The organism is Mycobacterium shottsii (assembly GCF_010728525.1).
GTDB classification, from domain to species: domain Bacteria; phylum Actinomycetota; class Actinomycetes; order Mycobacteriales; family Mycobacteriaceae; genus Mycobacterium; species Mycobacterium marinum.
In genome coordinates, this window is sequence record NZ_AP022572.1 from 1,412,451 (window position 1) to 1,428,372 (window position 15,922).

Genomic DNA, 15,922 nt, shown 5'->3' on the forward strand with positions numbered 1-15,922 from the left:
AGCTACTCAGGAATTTCACCACCGACCTCGGCCCCTACCTCAACACCGCCCGAGGCGGAGCCGGTCAGCTGACCGATCAACTCCGGCAGGCGGCCGTCGAGTGTCACCTGGATCGGAACACCGACGACGCTCAGGAAGGCCCCATCCATCAGGAATTTCTGCTCCACCGCACCGAGCAAGCCACCGGTCGTCACGCCACCGAAGGCATCGGCCGAACCACTGGCCAGCAGGCTGCCGGTAAAGTCCGCGGGCACCGGGACACCCAAGACCGCGTCGACGGTCTGCTGTCCCGCACCCAGAGTGAAGTTGACCATGTTGAAGGCGTGGTTCACCGCGCCATTGAGGGCACTGTCGGTACCGAAAATCGCCTGCTGCAAAGCCATCTCACTGGTGAGCAGTGATTCGTTGAAGGCCAGTTGACCGCTGAGCACATCAGCATTGAAAGCCGCTTGGGCTTGGCCGAACTGGCTCAACCACGACGCATCGACCAGTGCTGGGCTTCCCAAAGCCGCGTTGAGCAACAGCAACTGGTGCGCCACACCAGGCAGACCACCGGTCGGTATGTCGCCCTCGAGCGAGCCGCCGACGAGCAGGCTGCCGGTAAAGCTGGCCGGCGTCGGGGCACCCAGCACGGCATTGACGGCTTGCTCTCCCGTACCCACCAGTAGGTTCACCGCGTTGAACCCGTGGTTGACCGCGCCGTTGAGCGCCGCATCGGTGCCGAACAAGGCCTGTTGCAGCGCAACCTCATTGGCAACCAAGGACTGGTTGAACGCGAGCTGGCCGTCGACAAAACCGGCCAATACCCCGTTTTGGGCTTGACCCAGTTGCGCAAGCACCGCACCGGGCAGGCCCGACACGGTGTCCACCAGTACCGGGAACCCGGAGAAGTCACCGGTCAATCCGGCCGCGACGGCGGCATTGAACTGAGCGCCCACAGCGGACAGCTCACCACCCAAGTTGCCCAGCACGTCAACACCACCCATGAACCCAGTGAGTCCGGTGCCGAAACCACCCGCCAGCGACTCACCGGTCTGGATCAGCGCGGCAAGCCCCGGTAACCCACCACCCAGGCCGCCCGACAACATCCCACTCACCTGGGTGCCCAACGTGCCAAGCGCAGCGTTGAAGCCGCCGGCCAGTGATTCACCGGTCTGGATCAGCGCAGCGAGCCCGGGCACTGCCGTACCCAAACTCCCGGACAAAGCCGCGCCCAATTGAGCGCCCAAACCCGTAAGGGCAGTGCCAAAGCCGCCCATCAGCACCGCCCCGGCTTGCACCAGGCCGGACAAGTCTGGAAGCTCACCGCCGACGGCGCCCGACAGGACACCGGCCACCTGAGAACCCAGCCCGCTGACGGCGTCGTTGATGCTGCCGGCCAGCACCTGCCCCGTCTGCACCAGCCCGGAAACGCTGGGCAATCCTGCGCTCAAGTCGCCCGACAGCCCAGCGCCGAGCTGGGCACCCAGGCTCGACAGATCCGGGAGCCCAGCACTGAGGCTCCCGCTCAGAGCGGCGCTCAGTTGGGTTCCCATGCCCGAAAGCGCAGCGTTGAAACTGCCGGCCAACGACTGGCCGGTCTGCACCACTCCAGAAAGGCCGGCACCGATCTGAGCACCGGGCACCTGTCCACCGAGCAGCAAGCTGGTGCTCAGACTCGCCGGAATCTGTTCCCCTACAAGGGTGTTCACGAATTGTTGGCCGGTCCCCACCACCAAGTTGGTGGCGCTGAAGCCGCCGTAGATCACCCCACCGACGAAACTGTTGGCGCCGCCAACCGCCTCAACCACGGCCGCCTCATTGGCCACCAGCGCCTGGTTGAACGCGAGCTCGCCGCTGACCAGGTTGGCGGTGAAGCCAGCCTGCACCCGGCCAACCTGTTCAAATAGCCCGCTCGGCCCGGCCGCCAGCACCGCTTGCGCATTGGCGACTTCGCTGCTCGCATAAGCGTCCGCGCCGGCACTGAGCACTCGGACAAACTCATCATGGAACAGCGCAGCCCGGGCGCTGAGGTCCTGATAGGCCTGGCCGTGTGCACCGAACAAGGCCGCGATGCCCGCCGACACCTCATCGAGACCTGCCGGGATCACGCCGGTGGTCGCCAACGCTGCGGCGCTACCCGCCGTGTTTATCGTCGAGCCAATACTTGCCAAATCGGTTGCTGCGGCACTCAAATACTGCGGTTCCGTAAATACAAAAGACATTTCGGGCCTCCCCACCACGGCTTCAATGGCTTCGCTAGCTTGATTGCTGGCCATCCCCGGCCCGATCAGGGCAGCCCTGAGCGGAGCGTATCGCGATGTGGGCGGCGACTGCGCGGTTTCTGCACAATCCATTGATGATTGGCCCAGTAGCGCGCAGAAAGAAAGCGAAAATGGCCATTTCCCATAGCTTTACGGGAGCAACGGCGGAAGTTAGGGGCCGGTCTTCACCCACTGCCCGGCGTCACCGACGATGCCGACCGGCACCGAGCCAGACAAGCTGACATTTCGAACGCTGGGGCCGACCGCGACGATGGTGGTGTCCTGCAGGATCGGCAGCACGGTCCACATGTTCCACAATCGCGGCTCGACCGCGGTGATCACGTCGTTGATGCTCTTGGTTCCGTTGAGTGCGGCATCGATATTCGACTGGATGCTGGGGTCGCAAATGCCGGTGAGGTTCGACGGCGCCCGAAACAGTGCGTTCGGGCCGGGCGGCTCGCTGGGCGCGGGCGGCACCGGTGTGACGGCGCTGGGCACCGCAGACGGCATCGAACCCGTGGTTGCCGCGGGTGTGTTCGTCGGTATCGTCGGCTCCCAGACCTCCGTGGTCTGCAACGCCGGGCAGCCATAGCGCGACGCCAGCAATGTCGCGAGGTTTCCGCCGGCCTGGTGCCAGCCCACGATCGCGTCGACCCGGTTGTCGTTGAGGGCGTCGCCGTAGAGCGTGACCGGGTCCAACGGCAGTACGGAGGCCGCGATCCCCACGTTGCGCAACTGGTCGGCCGCCGTGTTGGCGACCGCCACGGACGTCGGGTCGTTGGCCGCCACCCCGATGACCAGCGTCAGCTGTCTGCCGTCCTTGCTGATGCCGCCGCGGATAACTTCCGGCGGCCCCGTACTGACCGGCGTGGTGGTGGAGCCCGGCCCCGGCGGCGCCGGCGAAACCGAGGTGTTGCTCTCGATCTGGTAGCCGGCTCCTTCAAGAAGCGCCAATGCTGCGGAGGTACTCAGCGCCGGCGGCGCGGTCGGTACATAGCCCGGGTCGCTCGGTGAACGGATCTGGGCCTGGTCCAAGGTGACGGTGTTGTCGCTGCCAGCCCCCACAGCGGCGAGCAGGTCAACATCGAGCAAACCCAAAATCGCCTTGCGCACCTGCGCTTCGGCCAGCTTGGGCTGATTTGCCCGAAGCGTGAGCTGCATGACCCGCGGGGTCACGATCCGGGCGGTCCGCACGTCGGGAATGGCCGACAACTGGGCGAACGCGGCCGACCCACCGTGAACTTGGGCCACCTGCGTGTCGCCGTTGCGCACCGAGTCGGCCAGCGCCGCAGGCGCCCCGGCGCGGCGAAACAGGATCAGGGAAGGTTTGGCCGGAGGCCCCCAATAGCGATCGTTGCGGGCGATCAAGATCTCGTCGCGCTGCGGGTCGATGTTTTCCACCCGGAACTGCCCGCCCGTGACGGGCAAGGTGCGCGCCAGCCCCGCGACGAAACCGCCCGGAACGTCCTTGACGATGTGCGCTGGCAGCAGGTTGTCAAACAGCTCTCGCCAGGCCGGGTAGGGCTGCGCGAAGGTGACGACGGCCTGCTTGCCCCCCTCTAGCGATTGGACGCCGGTGATCAGGTCGTAGCCGGCCGGATCAACGACACCAGGCTGGCTGACCATCTGCCGCCACAAGTACCAGAAGTCGTCGGCAGCGATCGGCGCGTTGTCAGTCCATTGCGCTTCCGGACGGATCTTGTAGGTGACCGTGAAGGGCGATTGGCTGGTCACCTCGGCGGACACCAGCAAGGTGGGGTCCATATCCCAGCGCGAGCCGGTTGGCGAGTTCGGATCCGGCACCGGCCGGAACGCACTGGGCAGCACCAGCGCGCTGATCGCCGCGTTCACCGGCGACAGATCGGACAGCAGGTGCGGGTTGAACCCCGCGCCGATCGAGTCGATGCCCATGATGATCTGGGTCGGATGCGGCGGCGGCGGTGGGGTGTTGTGGGTGGTGTCGGTGCTCTGCGGCGCCGGAGGCGGACTCACCGTACAACCCGACAGCGCCACACCTAGCGCTGTGATCAGCACGCCGACCGTCAGGCAAAGGCGGCGTACTGGGCTGAACACACCCACCAGGGTATCGAGGCGGTCCTCGCGCGTGATGCAGCTGCGAAAACCCGGGCCGGATTTCGCACTGGCGTCACGCTCGCGTTCGCGGGGCGCCCCCAAGCTAACCTCGGGCCTTGGCCCGGGACCGGCTGCGAGCCCGCGAGGTGGCGTCCAGCTCGACCTTGCGAACCCGGATGGCCTCCGGTGTCACCTCGACGCATTCGTCGGGCGCGCAGAACTCCATGGCCCGCTCCAGGTCGAGCTCGAGCGGCTTGGCCAGCGTCTCTATCACTTCCGCGGTCGATGACCGCATGTTGGTCAGCTTCTTCTCGCGAGTGACGTTGATGTCGAGGTCCTCGGCCCGCGGGTTGATGCCGACGACCATGCCCTCGTAGGTGTCCTCGCCGGGCTCGACGAAGAACTGACCCCGATCGGCCAGCTGGAGCAGCGCGAAGGGGGTGATCACCCCGGAGCGATCCGACACCAGCGACCCGGTGTGCCGGGCCCGGATCTCCCCCGCCCACGGTCGGTAACCGTCGAACACGGCGTTGGCGATGCCAGTCCCCCGCGTCAGGGTGAGGAAGTCGGTGCGAAAGCCGATCAACCCGCGGCTGGGCACGATGAAGTCCATCCGGACCCAACCGGCGGCATGATTCGTCATCTCTTCCGTGCGGCCCTTGCGTCCGGCCATCAGCTGGGTGATGGCCCCGACGAATTCGTCCGGACAGTCGATGGTCATCGCCTCGAAGGGCTCGTGCAGCTTGCCGTCGATCGTCTTGGTGACCACCTGCGGCTTGCCGACCGTGAGTTCGAAGCCCTCCCGGCGCATCGTCTCGACCAGCACGGCCAATGCAAGTTCACCGCGCCCCTGCACTTCCCAGGCATCCGGGCACCCGATGTCGACGACCCGGATCGAGACGTTGCCGATCAGTTCGGTGTCCAGGCGGCCGCGGACCATGCGGGCCGTCAGCTTGTGCCCGGAGACCTTCCCGGCCAGCGGCGAAGTATTGGTGCCGACCGTCACCGAGATGGCCGGTTCGTCGACGGTGATGCGCGGCAGGGGATGCGCATGGTCCGAGTCGGCCAGCGTGTCGCCGATCATGATCTCCGGCAACCCCGCCACAGCGACGATGTCGCCGGCGACCGCTTCGTCGGTGGTGCTGCGCTCGACACCCTCGGTGGCCAGCAATTCGGTGATCTTGGCGCTCGTGATCACGGGCACACCGTCCACCTCACGTAGCCAAGCGACCTGCTGGCCCTTGCGCAGCTTGCCGTTGTAGATGCGGACCAGGGCGAGCCGGCCGAGGAAGGCCGACGCGTCCAGGTTGGTGACGAGGGCCTGCAGCGGAGCCTCGGGGTCGCCTTGCGGCGGCGGAACGTGCTCGAGCAGGACGTCGAACAACGGATCCAGGTTGGTGCCGTCGGGCGCCTGACCATCGGCCGGCGCGATGGTGCTCGCGATGCCCGCACGCCCCGATGCGTACAGCGTCGGCAGCCCCAGAGCATGCTCAGCCGCCGCGGCCGCTTCGTCATCGAGATCGGACGCGACATCGAGCAGCAGGTCGTGGCTGGCCTCGACAACCTCCTTGATGCGGGCATCAGGCCGGTCGGTCTTGTTGACCACCAGGATCACCGGCAGATGCGCGCTCAGCGCCTTGCGCAGCACGAACCGGGTCTGTGGCAGCGGGCCCTCGGAAGCGTCGACCAGCAGCAGCACCCCGTCCACCATGGACAACCCGCGCTCGACCTCGCCGCCGAAGTCGGCGTGGCCCGGGGTGTCGATGACGTTGATCACCGTCACCGTTCCATCCGGATGGTGTCGGTGCACGGCGGTGTTCTTGGCCAGGATGGTGATGCCCTTTTCCCGTTCCAGGTCACCGCTGTCCATGACACGTTCCTGGACTTCACCGCGTTCGGTAAGGGCACCGGATTGCCGCAACATCGCGTCAACCAGGGTGGTTTTGCCGTGGTCGACGTGAGCGACGATGGCGACATTGCGGAATAGCACGTCGGTGATTGTGGCAGCGCAACCAGCGGAAGGCGAACTGGGCCGGTGAGTTGCCCCGTTGATCGAGCCCCCGGTTCGGGCTGTCGCGCTCGACGTGTCGCCCCCGGTGAGCCCCGGGAATCGGCCAAAAAGGGCGTACCACCCGCGTCGCAGCGCCACCGAACCAGTTTGCGCGGCAACATCGGGCACCGGCCGGATACGGGTCACAGCGTGAGCAACACCATCCCGATCAGGGCATGGCAGGCGGCGGGTTAACCCGTCGGCGGGACTGGCCGCAGCGCCCGGTCCAGGTCGGCAAGCCAGCACCGATCGGCCGGTACCCAGTCGACATCGTCTAGTTGATCGGCCATCACCCAGCGCAACGCACGGTGGTCGCGCGCATGGGTGCCCGCGCAGCAACCGCACCCGGTATGCCCGCAATATGGTCTTTTCATCCAGCACGACGTCGGCCCCCAACCGCTCGCCGACCGCGACATCATCGACACCGAGTCCGAGTTCTTCGCCCAGTTCGCGAGCCAGCGCGGCAGGCTCGGTCTCGCCGTCAGCAACCTTTCCGCCGGGAAGCTCCCATCGACCAGCCAACTCCGGCGGCCGGACCCGCTGCGCCACCAATACGGTGCCGCCGCAGATGATGGCTCCGGCAACAACGATCTGATTCGGCTGATTCGGCATCGCCAGTGACGGTATCTCCCCGAGTCGACCCGGCAGCGCCAGTTCCCAGATCCGGCGGACTGCGATTCGGCCGAAGCCGTGTTGCCCCAACACCCCCGAGCCTGCGCCACCGCAGCCTTGGCTGCGCGCCAGGCCGGCTTCGGGCAAGCGAAACATGATGGCGCGCAACGACGAACTGGCACACCGATACCGATGTCGCAGAACCCGGATGGGCTAGGTCCTGTCTGCTAATTGCGGACGCGGTGGTAGGTGATGATGGCGGCCAGGGTGGCACCGCCGAGGTAGGTCAGGGCGTATTTGTCGTAGCGGGTGGCGACCGCGCGCCAGTGTTTGAGCCGGTTGAAGCTTCGCTCGACGGTGTTGCGGTGCTTGTAGATTCGGCCTGAGAACCCCGGAGGCCGTCCTCTGTTGCGGCCTTTGGCTTTGCGGCGGGTGATCTGGTCGCTGCGCTCGGGGATGGTATGGGCGATCTTGAGCCGGCGCAGCTGTGCCCGCGTCGAGTCATGGGAGTACGCCTTGTCCGCCAGCAGGTGAAACGGGCGTATGAGTTGCTGCGCCGGGCGGCCAGCAGTGGCCAAAGCATCGGATTATCACCGGCTTGACCGGCCGACAGTGCCAGGGTGACCGGACTGCACAGCTGGTCGGTCAAGGCGTGGATCTTGGTAGTCAGCCCGCCGCGGGAATGCCCAATGGCGTGGTCATCGGGCTCATGGAGATATTTCTTGTAATTCGACAGATCCCCCTGTGCGGCGCCCGGGCGCGCTCCGGCTGCGTGTTGGTGGGCGCGCACACTGGTCGAATCGACCGACAACAGTGCGCCCAGGTCGGCGTCCTCGGCGTCGAGGTCAGAGGCGATCGCCGCGAAGATCCGCGCGTAGATGCCATCGACCGACCAGCGTAGATGCCTCTCGGCCACTGATTGCCAGGGACCGAAGTGCTCGGGCAGGTCACACCACGGAGATCCCGTACGGTAACGCCAGATAATGCCCTCCAGAGTATGTCGATGATCGTTCCACGGCCGGCCACGCCGCCGCCCCGCAGGCAACACCGCCACGATCAGCGACCACAAATCATCAGAAATCGCATGCGTCCGCATCACCCAAACAGCATCAGCCAAAACACCATTCACATTAAGCAGACACGCCCTAGGCAGCACCCATGAACCCACGGCGTACCGTTGGCCACATGGCTGTGTTAACGGATGAGCAAGTAGACGCCGAACTGCCCGGCCTCAACGGCTGGCAACGGGCCGACGGAGCGCTACGCCGATCCATCAAGTTTGCAACTTTTCTCGATGGGATCGATACCGTGCGCCGAGTAGCCGAGCACGCGGAAAGCAAGGACCATCACCCGGACATCGACATCCGTTGGCGGACAGTTACTTTCGTTCTCGTTACACACTCGGCGGGCGGCATCACGCAAAACGACATCGACATGGCCCGCGACATCAACGGCATCGTCGGCGACTGACCAGCACCTCGCCACGCGGCTGGGACTAGCGCGCCCGCCGACGCGTCGTCGCAATCCAGCCGAGGGTCGCCAGCGTTGCCACCAAGTAGACCAGTCCGGCCCACGCCAGGTACCAGGGTCGGCCGATCTGCCAGATGGTCGGCTGGGCGAAACTCAGCAACCACGGCACGCCGATGATGGTGAGCGCCAACCAACCCCAACCCAGGATCCGCGCGCCGAGGCGATCGTGCAGCGGGCCGCCGAGAAGCCAGATCATCAATGGCACCAGCCACACCCAATGGTGAGTCCACGAGATCGGCGAGAGCAGCAAACCAAAAAATTCGACTACCAGTAGCTTGCCCAGGTGATCGGCGGGCTCGAGCGCTCGCCAGGCCAGGACTGCCAGCACCGCCGTGACAGCGATGGCGGCCAACACCAGCGGGCCAAAGCCCGCGTCATGGCCGAGGATCCGCGAGATTGCGCCGCGCCAGGATTGATTGAACGACGTCGCAATGGGCCCGACCCGGTGTGCGTCGCCCAGCAAATCGGTGAAGTAGTAGCGAGCCTGATCACCCACGATCAGCAACGACACACCGACGGAGACAAGGAACACGATCGCCGAACACACCGCGGCGCGCCAGCGCCGGACGCCGGCCAGATAGACGGCGGTGATCGCCGGTGTCAGTTTGATGCCGGCCGCCACGCCAACCAACAGGCCCGATAACCACCATCGCGTGGTGTAGACCGCCCACAGCGCCGCAAGCATCAGCAGGACGTTGATCTGCCCGTAGTCGAAGGTGCTGCGTAGCGGCTCAATCCAGATGGCGACCGCCGTCCACACCATCGCGGCGCGGTGACCGCGGTCGGCCGGCACGCCGATCAGACGCTGGCTGATCCGGACCGCGCCGTACAACGCGGCGATGGTCGCGAGCTGCCATAGGAATGCGACCAGCCCGAACGGCAGCAGATGCAGCGGGTAGAAGACGACCGCCGCAAACGGTGGATACGTGAAGGGCAGCGGAAAGTCCGGCGTCTGATCTGCGTAAACGTAGCTGTACAGGCTGCCCGGATGGTCAAGGGCCGCCGCGCCACCGACGTACACATGCAGGTCGACAAAGTTCGCCCCGTTGGACGCCAGGTAGGTCCAGGCGAGTCGCGCGGCGACGCTGAACACCAGCAGCAACGGCGCGCCACGGCGCCCCCAGACATCCGGCGATGCCGCCTTCTGCCGAGCGGTGCTTGCCGCCGGGGCGGCCGAGGTCGTGTCGATGCGACCGACTCTAGTGCCGACCCAATCGCCCAGGTGACCGGTCACCGCCATCGCTCATATCCATAACGATCAAGTAAATGCCACACGTGTCACTTGAGTCACATCCGTACCGCGATAGCTTCGGCAACCGGGACCTGTCACTACCAACCCAGCACCCGGGACCTGTCACTCATAACCAGGGAGAGTCATGCCAACCATCTGGACCTACGTACGCGCCGCCGCCGTCTTGGTCGGTTCGTCCGCCGCACTACTGACGGGCGGAATCGCCCATGCAGACCCGGCGCCGGCGCCGGCGCCTGCTCCCAACATCCCGCAGCAGCTGATCAGCTCGGCCGCCAATGCGCCTCAAATCCTGCAGAACCTGGCGACGGCCCTGGGCACCACGCCGTTGCTCGGTGCCCCTCAGGCTCCGCAGCCGGTACCCGCCGCACCCGGTCTTGGCTCCGTGCTGCCCGGGCTGGCCCCGGCTGCCCCGGCGACCGCCCAGGCGGTCAGCCCGGCGATTCCCGGCGTGAACACACCGATTCCGGGGATTACCGCGCTGGCCGCGCCGGTTGCGCCGTCCCCCGCGACGGCGGTAACGCCGTCCATCCCCGGAGTGAACGCCCCGATCCCGGGGCTCACCGCACCGGCACCCGCTGCTCCGGCGGCACCTGCGGCCGCACTTCCGGGGTTGGCGTCGGCAATTCCCGGTCTGGCTCAGGCCGCTCTGCCGGGGTTGACCGGAGGCGCCATTCCGGGACTCCCGGCCCCCGGCGCTGCGCCGGCCGGACCAGCAAACCAGCCCCAGACGTTGCTCGCGGCCCTGCCCTGAACGACTCGTCCGACGGCTAACAACATCATCTAGGACCGGGAGAAATAACGTGGCAAGCACTTGGAGTCTGTCCAAAGGTTTGGCCGCTGTCGTCGTCACCTCGGCTGCCGCGTTCGGGCTTTGCCCGGGCGCGGCAGCCGACCCGGCGGCGCCGCAGCCCAACCCCAACCCACAGCTACCGGGTCTGCCGGCGTTGGCTCAACTGAGTCCGATAATCCAGCAAGCGGCCGGCAATCCCGAGCAGGCGACGCAGTTGCTGATGGCAGCTGCGCAGGCATTTGCGCACAACCCGGCGGCGCCGACCGAATCCCGCAACGTCGCGTCTTCGGTCAACCAGTTCGTCCAGGAGCCAGTGAACCCGGCCCCCGGATCACCTCCGCTAGGCGTGCCGGCTCCGGCCGCCGCCCCGGTTGAGGTCACCCCGCCGGCCAGTGCCCCGGTGCCGCATGTGCCGGCCCCGGGCGCCGAGCCTGGGACACTCGCGCACCTGCCTGCGGGTATTGATCCCGCGCATGCAGCAGGGCCAGCACCTGTGGCGGCGCCGGCCGGCGCACCGCCCGCGTCCGCGCCCGCACCGGCGGCCGCAGCTCCCGCGTCGGCGCCTGGCACCGCGCCAGCACCAGCGGCCGCACCAGCACCGGCACCGGCCGCACCAGCACCGGCCGCGGCCGCACCAGCGCCGGCACCTGCCCCCGCCGCACCCGCACCTGCCCCCGCCGCACCGCCGGCCGCGCCCGCGGCCGCACCTGCGCCCGTTCCGGCTCCTGCCCCCGCCGCCGCTCCCGCACCCGAAGCGGCCGCACCCGCGCCGGCACCGGCCGCGGCACCGGGCTTTGGCCCTGACGCCCCGCCCACGCAGGACTTCATGTACCCCTCGATCGGCACGAACTGCCTGGCGGACGGCAGCAACATCATCGCCACCGCCCTCTCGGTTGCGGGCCCGGCCACCATCCCGACGCCCGGCCCCGGGCCCGGCCAGACCGCCTATGTGTTCACCGCGGTCGGCACCCCCGGCCCCGCCGAGGTACAGCGGCTGCCGTTGAACGTCACCTGGGTGAACCTGACCACCGGCAAATCCGGAAGCGTGACGCTCAAGCCGCGCTCCGACATCAATCCGGAGGGGCCCACAACGTTGACCGGGATTGCCGACACCGGTTCGGGCAGCATCATGTCGACGATCTTCGGGCAGGTCACCACCAAGGAACGGCAATGCCAGTTCATGCCCACCATCGGTTCAACGGTGGTGCCCTAGCACCACCGTTGAGCCGGCCGAGACGCGAGCCTCAGTACGCCATGAACAGGATCGCGTCTCGGTCGTATTCGAGACCGGGGTGAACGCTGGCGAGGTGGGCCTGCGTGAGCTCGACCAACTCGTCCTCGTCCTTTCCGACGATGGCTTCGCCGCACGGACACGTTATGTGTGTCTTCACGTTGTCGCCCTTCCCTCCTACTAACTACTGCTTTGCCGCCTTGGCCGCTGCCTTCATCTGTTTCTTGTGCGATCGCACCTGACCAAGCGAACGGGCGTCGACAACGTCGGCCACCGACATGTGGGTGCCGGGCCGGCGGTAGTCCCCGGCCGCCGACTGCCAGCCCTCGGGCGTCACACCGTACTGCTTGCCCAGTAACGCCAGAAAGATCCGCGCCTTTTGTTCACCAAACCCGGGTAGCCCCTTGAGCCTGCCCAGCAATTCTTTGCCATCGGGCTCACCGGCGGTCCATATCGCGGCCGCATCCCCGCCGTAGCGGTCCACCACGATCTGGGCCAGCGTCTGGACGCGTTTAGCCATCGATCCCGGAAAACGATGTATTGCAGGCTTTTCCGAACACAATGCGGCGAACTTGTCCGGGTCGTAGTCGGCGATGTCGCCGGCATCCAGACCGCCCATCCGATCGGCGATCTTCTTGGGGCCGGCAAAGGCCGTTTCCATCGGAACCTGCTGGTCGAGCAGCATCCCCACTAGCAGTGCGAATGGATTCGATTCCAGCAACGCGTCGGCGGCCGGATCTTGGACAAGCTGCAGCTTCGGCACCGGGCCAGTCTACGACTGGGCCGCGGCGAGGCGCCCAAGTCCGGCATCTGGCGCCAGTTTGCCGGGGTTGCGGCTATCCGCTCTTGCGCCGAAATTCCCGGCGGTTCTCCACGGGCCCATGCACCCGCGGCTTCTTGCCACCGCCGTCTTTGTGGTCGGTCGCCCCCGAGGACTTCGCCATCTTGCGTTCGAGGGCTTCCCGGAACTTGCGCTTGTTGTCGTCGTCCGGGGCGGAGCTTTCCGGGGACTTCGATGCAGCCATACCGGCAGCTTATCCCGGCCGGCTACCGCTTACCTGGGGGCAGGCCATATACGTGCGAGATGGGCAGCGTCAGCAGCACCCGCCGATCGGTGACCATCGCTTCGCGGTACTCGTCCCAATCCGGATGCTCCCCAGCGATGTTGCGGTACAAGGCAATTAGCGCCTCAACGGTTTCGTCATCGGGGGCCTCGGCGGGAGGCGTCAGCTCTGCGGTGCCTTCCGCGACCGCGTAGGACCACCCGTCGTCGGCGTCCACCAGGATCGAGGCACGTGGGTCGCGACGCAGGTTACGGGTCTTGGCCCGCGGCTCGGTGATCGATACCTGCACCACCAATTTGCGGGCGTCGAAGTAGTACTGCACGTTGGACAGCTGCGGACGTCCGTCATGTTTGATGGTGGCCAGCACTCCGATGGAGTTACCGCTGATTACAGCCAACAGCTTGTCGTCGAAGACCTGGCGTCCCATGCCCGAAAGCCTACGTTGCCGTGCGCGGTTCCCTAACGGCCTGGTGCAATCGAATCATGACCCAATTCGCAGCCTTCCTGCGCGGCGTCAACGTCGGGGGCGTCAACCTGAAAATGGCCGAGGTGACCGCCGCCCTGACCGATGCCGGATTTACGAATGTGCGCACCATCCTGGCCAGCGGCAATGTGCTATTGGAGGCACCCGGTGATGCCACGACGGTGCGGCAGAGCGCGGAGAGCACGCTGCGCAACAAGTTCGGCTACGACGCCTGGGTGCTTGTCTACGACATCGAGACGGTACACACCATCAACGAGGCGTATCCGTTCGAACGAGAAGTCGACGGGTTGCAGTCCTACGTGACGTTCGTGTCCGACGACTCGGTGCTTGATGAACTGGCCGCGCTGACCGCCGGCGCCAACGAGAAGATCCACCGCGGCGACGGCGTCATCTACTGGCAGGTGCCCAAGGGCGCCACGCTGGACAGCACCATCGGCCGCACCATGGGCAAGAAGCGCTACAAGGCCTCGACCACCACCCGCAACCTGCGCACGCTGGACAAGGTCTTGCGGTAGGTAGGTTTGCTCCAATGACCCCTGCCGACGAATTCGCCCAACAAAAGGTCGCCCTCACCGGCGTCTCGGAGACCGCCCTGCTGACGCTCAACGCCAGGGCCGCAGAGGCGCGCCGCCGTGACCCGATCATCGAGGATCCGATGGCAGTCAGGCTGGTCGACTCCATCGACTTTGACTTCGCGAAATTCGGCCCTACCCGCCAAGACATCGCACTGCGGGCCCTGGCCTTCGATACTCGAGCGCTGGCCTACCTGAATAAGCACCCCTCGGCCACCGTGGTGGCGCTGGCCGAGGGCCTGCAGACCAGTTTCTGGCGTTTGGATTCAGCCCTTCCCGGCAAGAAATTCCGTTGGCTGACAGTCGATTTGCCGCCGATCATCGACATCCGAAAGCGGTTGCTACCCAATTCACCACGGGTATCGGTGTGCGCGCAGTCCGCGTTGGACTACGGCTGGATGGACTCCGTCGACACCTCCGGTGGGGTGTTCATCACTGCCGAGGGACTGCTGCTGTATCTGGAGCCGGATCAGGCGCTGGATCTGATCGCCCAGTGCGCCAAGAGATTTCCCGGCGCTCAGATGCTCTTTGATCTGCCGCCGCGCTGGTTCTCCTTGTTCACCCGCCTGGGCATGCGAACCTCGATCCGCTACAAGATCCCGCCAATGCCGTTCAGCCTGTCCGTGGCTCAAGCCGCGGACCTGGTGAACACGATTCCAAGCATTCGGGCGGTCCGGGACGTGCAGCTGCCGGCTGGGCGCGGCCTGATGTTCAACGCCGCGCTATCGACGGTCCACCGGTTGCCGGCCCTGGACTCGTTGCGCCCGTGCCTGACTCTGCTGGAGTTCGGCTAGCGAACGCCGTTAGTCGTCGGGCACGGCGGTGAGGTAGCGAATCGCATCGGACTTGGTCAGCCCCAGCGCGCGGGCCACTTCCACGTATTCCTTGGCCGCGGCCGCCATCGCCGCGTCGGTCGGGTCGAACCGAGAGATGAAGGTGCCGAAGCGGCCCCGTGTTTCGACAATTGCGGCCGACTCGAGCTCTCGATACGCGCGGGCCACCGTGTTGGCGGCAACACCAAGCTGCCCGGCCAGATCGCGCACCGTCGGGAGGCGGGTGCCAGGCGGCAGCGCGCCCGCTCGCACACCGTCGATAACCTGGGTTCTGAGTTGATCGAATAGCGGTTTGCCCGCCTTCACGTCGACCCGTAGCCAATCCCGAAGCTCCACGATCCCAGTATCACCCAGTATTGCCCAGTATCCGGTCAAGCACGGCTATCTTTGTGGGATGCGAGTGACGGTGCTCAGCGGCGCGGGCATCTCCGCGGAAAGCGGAGTACCGACGTTCCGTGACGACAAGAACGGGTTGTGGGCCCGCTTCGACCCGTACGAGCTGTCCAGCACACAGGGCTGGGAACGCAACCCCGAGCGGGTGTGTGGCTGGTATCTGTGGCGGCACTATCTGGTGGCCGACGTCGCACCCAACCCCGGCCACCAAGCGATCGCCGAGTGGCAAGATCACGCCGAAGTCAGCGTTGTCACGCGAAATGTCGACGATCTGCATGAACGCGCCGGCAGCACACCGGTACACCACCTGCACGGCAGTCTTTTTGAATTCCGTTGCGCCCGTTGCAATAAGCCTTACACGGACTCGTTGCCCCAGATGCCTGAACCCGCACTGGAAGTCGAACCGCCGGTCTGCGGCTGCGGCGGACTGATCCGCCCCGACATCGTGTGGTTCGGCGAGCCGCTGCCGGAGCGGCCGTGGCACTGCGCCGTCGAGGCAACCGAGGCCGCCGATGTGATGGTGTTGGTGGGCACGTCTGCGATCGTCTACCCCGCGGCCGGTCTACCGGAGTTGGCTTTGGCGCGCGGCAAGATCGTGATCGAGGTCAACCCAGAGCCCACGCCGCTGTCGCGAAGCGCGACGCTTTGTGTACGCGAGTCGGCGAGTCAAGCGTTGCCCGGACTGCTGGAGCGGCTGCCCGCGCTGCTGCGCGATTGAGCTACACCCGCAGCGCGGTCGGTTCACAAATTCACGCCATAGCCGCCGAATCGGCCTGTTGAGCCAATGCGCCCTCA

The 15,922-nt window shown here is 66.2% G+C and carries 15 protein-coding genes and 2 pseudogenes; 6 read left to right on the forward strand and 11 right to left on the reverse strand.

Annotation, left to right across the window (positions count from 1 at the left end):
* Positions 1-2 precede the first annotated feature (2 nt).
* From G6N41_RS29735 to G6N41_RS06680, 5 genes and pseudogenes are all read right to left on the reverse strand, one after another.
* A complete protein-coding gene (locus G6N41_RS29735; protein WP_321573801.1) occupies positions 3-2,258 on the reverse strand; it encodes a PE family protein in 2,256 nt (751 codons plus the stop codon).
* 156 nt (positions 2,259-2,414) lie between these two features.
* Positions 2,415-4,322 (reverse strand): ABC transporter family substrate-binding protein, encoded by a 1,908-nt coding sequence (locus tag G6N41_RS06665; protein WP_198967756.1) that lies wholly within the window; start codon positions 4,320-4,322, stop codon positions 2,415-2,417.
* Between the two features lie 97 nt (positions 4,323-4,419).
* The gene (typA, locus tag G6N41_RS06670; RefSeq protein ID WP_198966934.1) at positions 4,420-6,306 is read right to left on the reverse strand and encodes a translational GTPase TypA; all 1,887 of its coding nucleotides are present in this window, start codon (positions 6,304-6,306) and stop codon (positions 4,420-4,422) included.
* Positions 6,307-6,557: 251 nt separating this feature from the next.
* A pseudogene (locus G6N41_RS06675) lies at positions 6,558-6,978 on the reverse strand ((deoxy)nucleoside triphosphate pyrophosphohydrolase).
* A 227-nt stretch (positions 6,979-7,205) separates the two neighbouring features.
* Positions 7,206-8,077, reverse strand: a pseudogene (locus tag G6N41_RS06680) (IS5 family transposase).
* A gap of 86 nt (positions 8,078-8,163) precedes the next feature.
* Between G6N41_RS06680 and G6N41_RS06685 the strand changes: the two are divergent.
* Positions 8,164-8,448, forward strand: a complete 285-nt coding sequence (locus tag G6N41_RS06685) for a 4a-hydroxytetrahydrobiopterin dehydratase (protein WP_198966935.1) — start codon at positions 8,164-8,166, stop codon at positions 8,446-8,448.
* A 25-nt stretch (positions 8,449-8,473) separates the two neighbouring features.
* On the opposite strand, the gene G6N41_RS06690 is transcribed toward G6N41_RS06685, so the two are convergent.
* Positions 8,474-9,748: a mannosyltransferase gene (locus tag G6N41_RS06690; RefSeq protein ID WP_198966936.1), complete on the reverse strand. Its 1,275-nt coding sequence runs from the start codon at positions 9,746-9,748 to the stop codon at positions 8,474-8,476.
* Between the two features lie 136 nt (positions 9,749-9,884).
* Between G6N41_RS06690 and G6N41_RS06695 the strand changes: the two genes are divergently transcribed.
* The gene (locus tag G6N41_RS06695; protein ID WP_198966937.1) at positions 9,885-10,511 is read left to right on the forward strand and encodes a hypothetical protein; all 627 of its coding nucleotides are present in this window, start codon (positions 9,885-9,887) and stop codon (positions 10,509-10,511) included.
* A 49-nt stretch (positions 10,512-10,560) separates the two neighbouring features.
* Positions 10,561-11,763: an Rv1157c family protein gene (locus tag G6N41_RS06700; RefSeq protein WP_198966938.1), complete on the forward strand. Its 1,203-nt coding sequence runs from the start codon at positions 10,561-10,563 to the stop codon at positions 11,761-11,763.
* A gap of 31 nt (positions 11,764-11,794) precedes the next feature.
* On the opposite strand, the gene G6N41_RS06705 is transcribed toward G6N41_RS06700, so the two are convergent.
* From G6N41_RS06705 to G6N41_RS06720, 4 genes are all read right to left on the reverse strand, one after another.
* Positions 11,795-11,941, reverse strand: a complete 147-nt coding sequence (locus G6N41_RS06705) for a hypothetical protein (protein WP_003875447.1) — start codon at positions 11,939-11,941, stop codon at positions 11,795-11,797.
* Positions 11,942-11,965: 24 nt separating this feature from the next.
* A complete protein-coding gene (locus G6N41_RS06710) occupies positions 11,966-12,544 on the reverse strand; it encodes an HhH-GPD-type base excision DNA repair protein (RefSeq protein ID WP_198966939.1) in 579 nt (192 codons plus the stop codon).
* Positions 12,545-12,617: 73 nt separating this feature from the next.
* Entirely contained in the window at positions 12,618-12,806 is a 189-nt protein-coding gene (locus G6N41_RS06715; protein ID WP_011739232.1) for a DUF5302 domain-containing protein, read from the reverse strand.
* A 22-nt stretch (positions 12,807-12,828) separates the two neighbouring features.
* Entirely contained in the window at positions 12,829-13,272 is a 444-nt protein-coding gene (locus G6N41_RS06720; protein WP_198966940.1) for a PPOX class F420-dependent oxidoreductase, read from the reverse strand.
* Between the two features lie 56 nt (positions 13,273-13,328).
* Between G6N41_RS06720 and G6N41_RS06725 the strand changes: the two genes are divergently transcribed.
* Positions 13,329-13,844 (forward strand): DUF1697 domain-containing protein, encoded by a 516-nt coding sequence (locus tag G6N41_RS06725; RefSeq protein ID WP_020729871.1) that lies wholly within the window; start codon positions 13,329-13,331, stop codon positions 13,842-13,844.
* A 14-nt stretch (positions 13,845-13,858) separates the two neighbouring features.
* The gene (locus tag G6N41_RS06730; RefSeq protein ID WP_198966941.1) at positions 13,859-14,695 is read left to right on the forward strand and encodes a class I SAM-dependent methyltransferase; all 837 of its coding nucleotides are present in this window, start codon (positions 13,859-13,861) and stop codon (positions 14,693-14,695) included.
* Between the two features lie 9 nt (positions 14,696-14,704).
* Here the strand turns inward: G6N41_RS06730 and G6N41_RS06735 are convergent, their stop codons facing one another.
* Positions 14,705-15,070, reverse strand: a complete 366-nt coding sequence (locus tag G6N41_RS06735) for a GntR family transcriptional regulator (protein ID WP_012395866.1) — start codon at positions 15,068-15,070, stop codon at positions 14,705-14,707.
* 58 nt (positions 15,071-15,128) lie between these two features.
* Here G6N41_RS06735 and G6N41_RS06740 point away from each other — a divergent pair, with 58 nt between their 5' ends.
* Complete coding sequence (locus tag G6N41_RS06740; protein WP_198966942.1) at positions 15,129-15,845, forward strand: NAD-dependent deacylase; 717 nt, start codon at positions 15,129-15,131, stop codon at positions 15,843-15,845.
* Positions 15,846-15,922 lie beyond the last annotated feature (77 nt).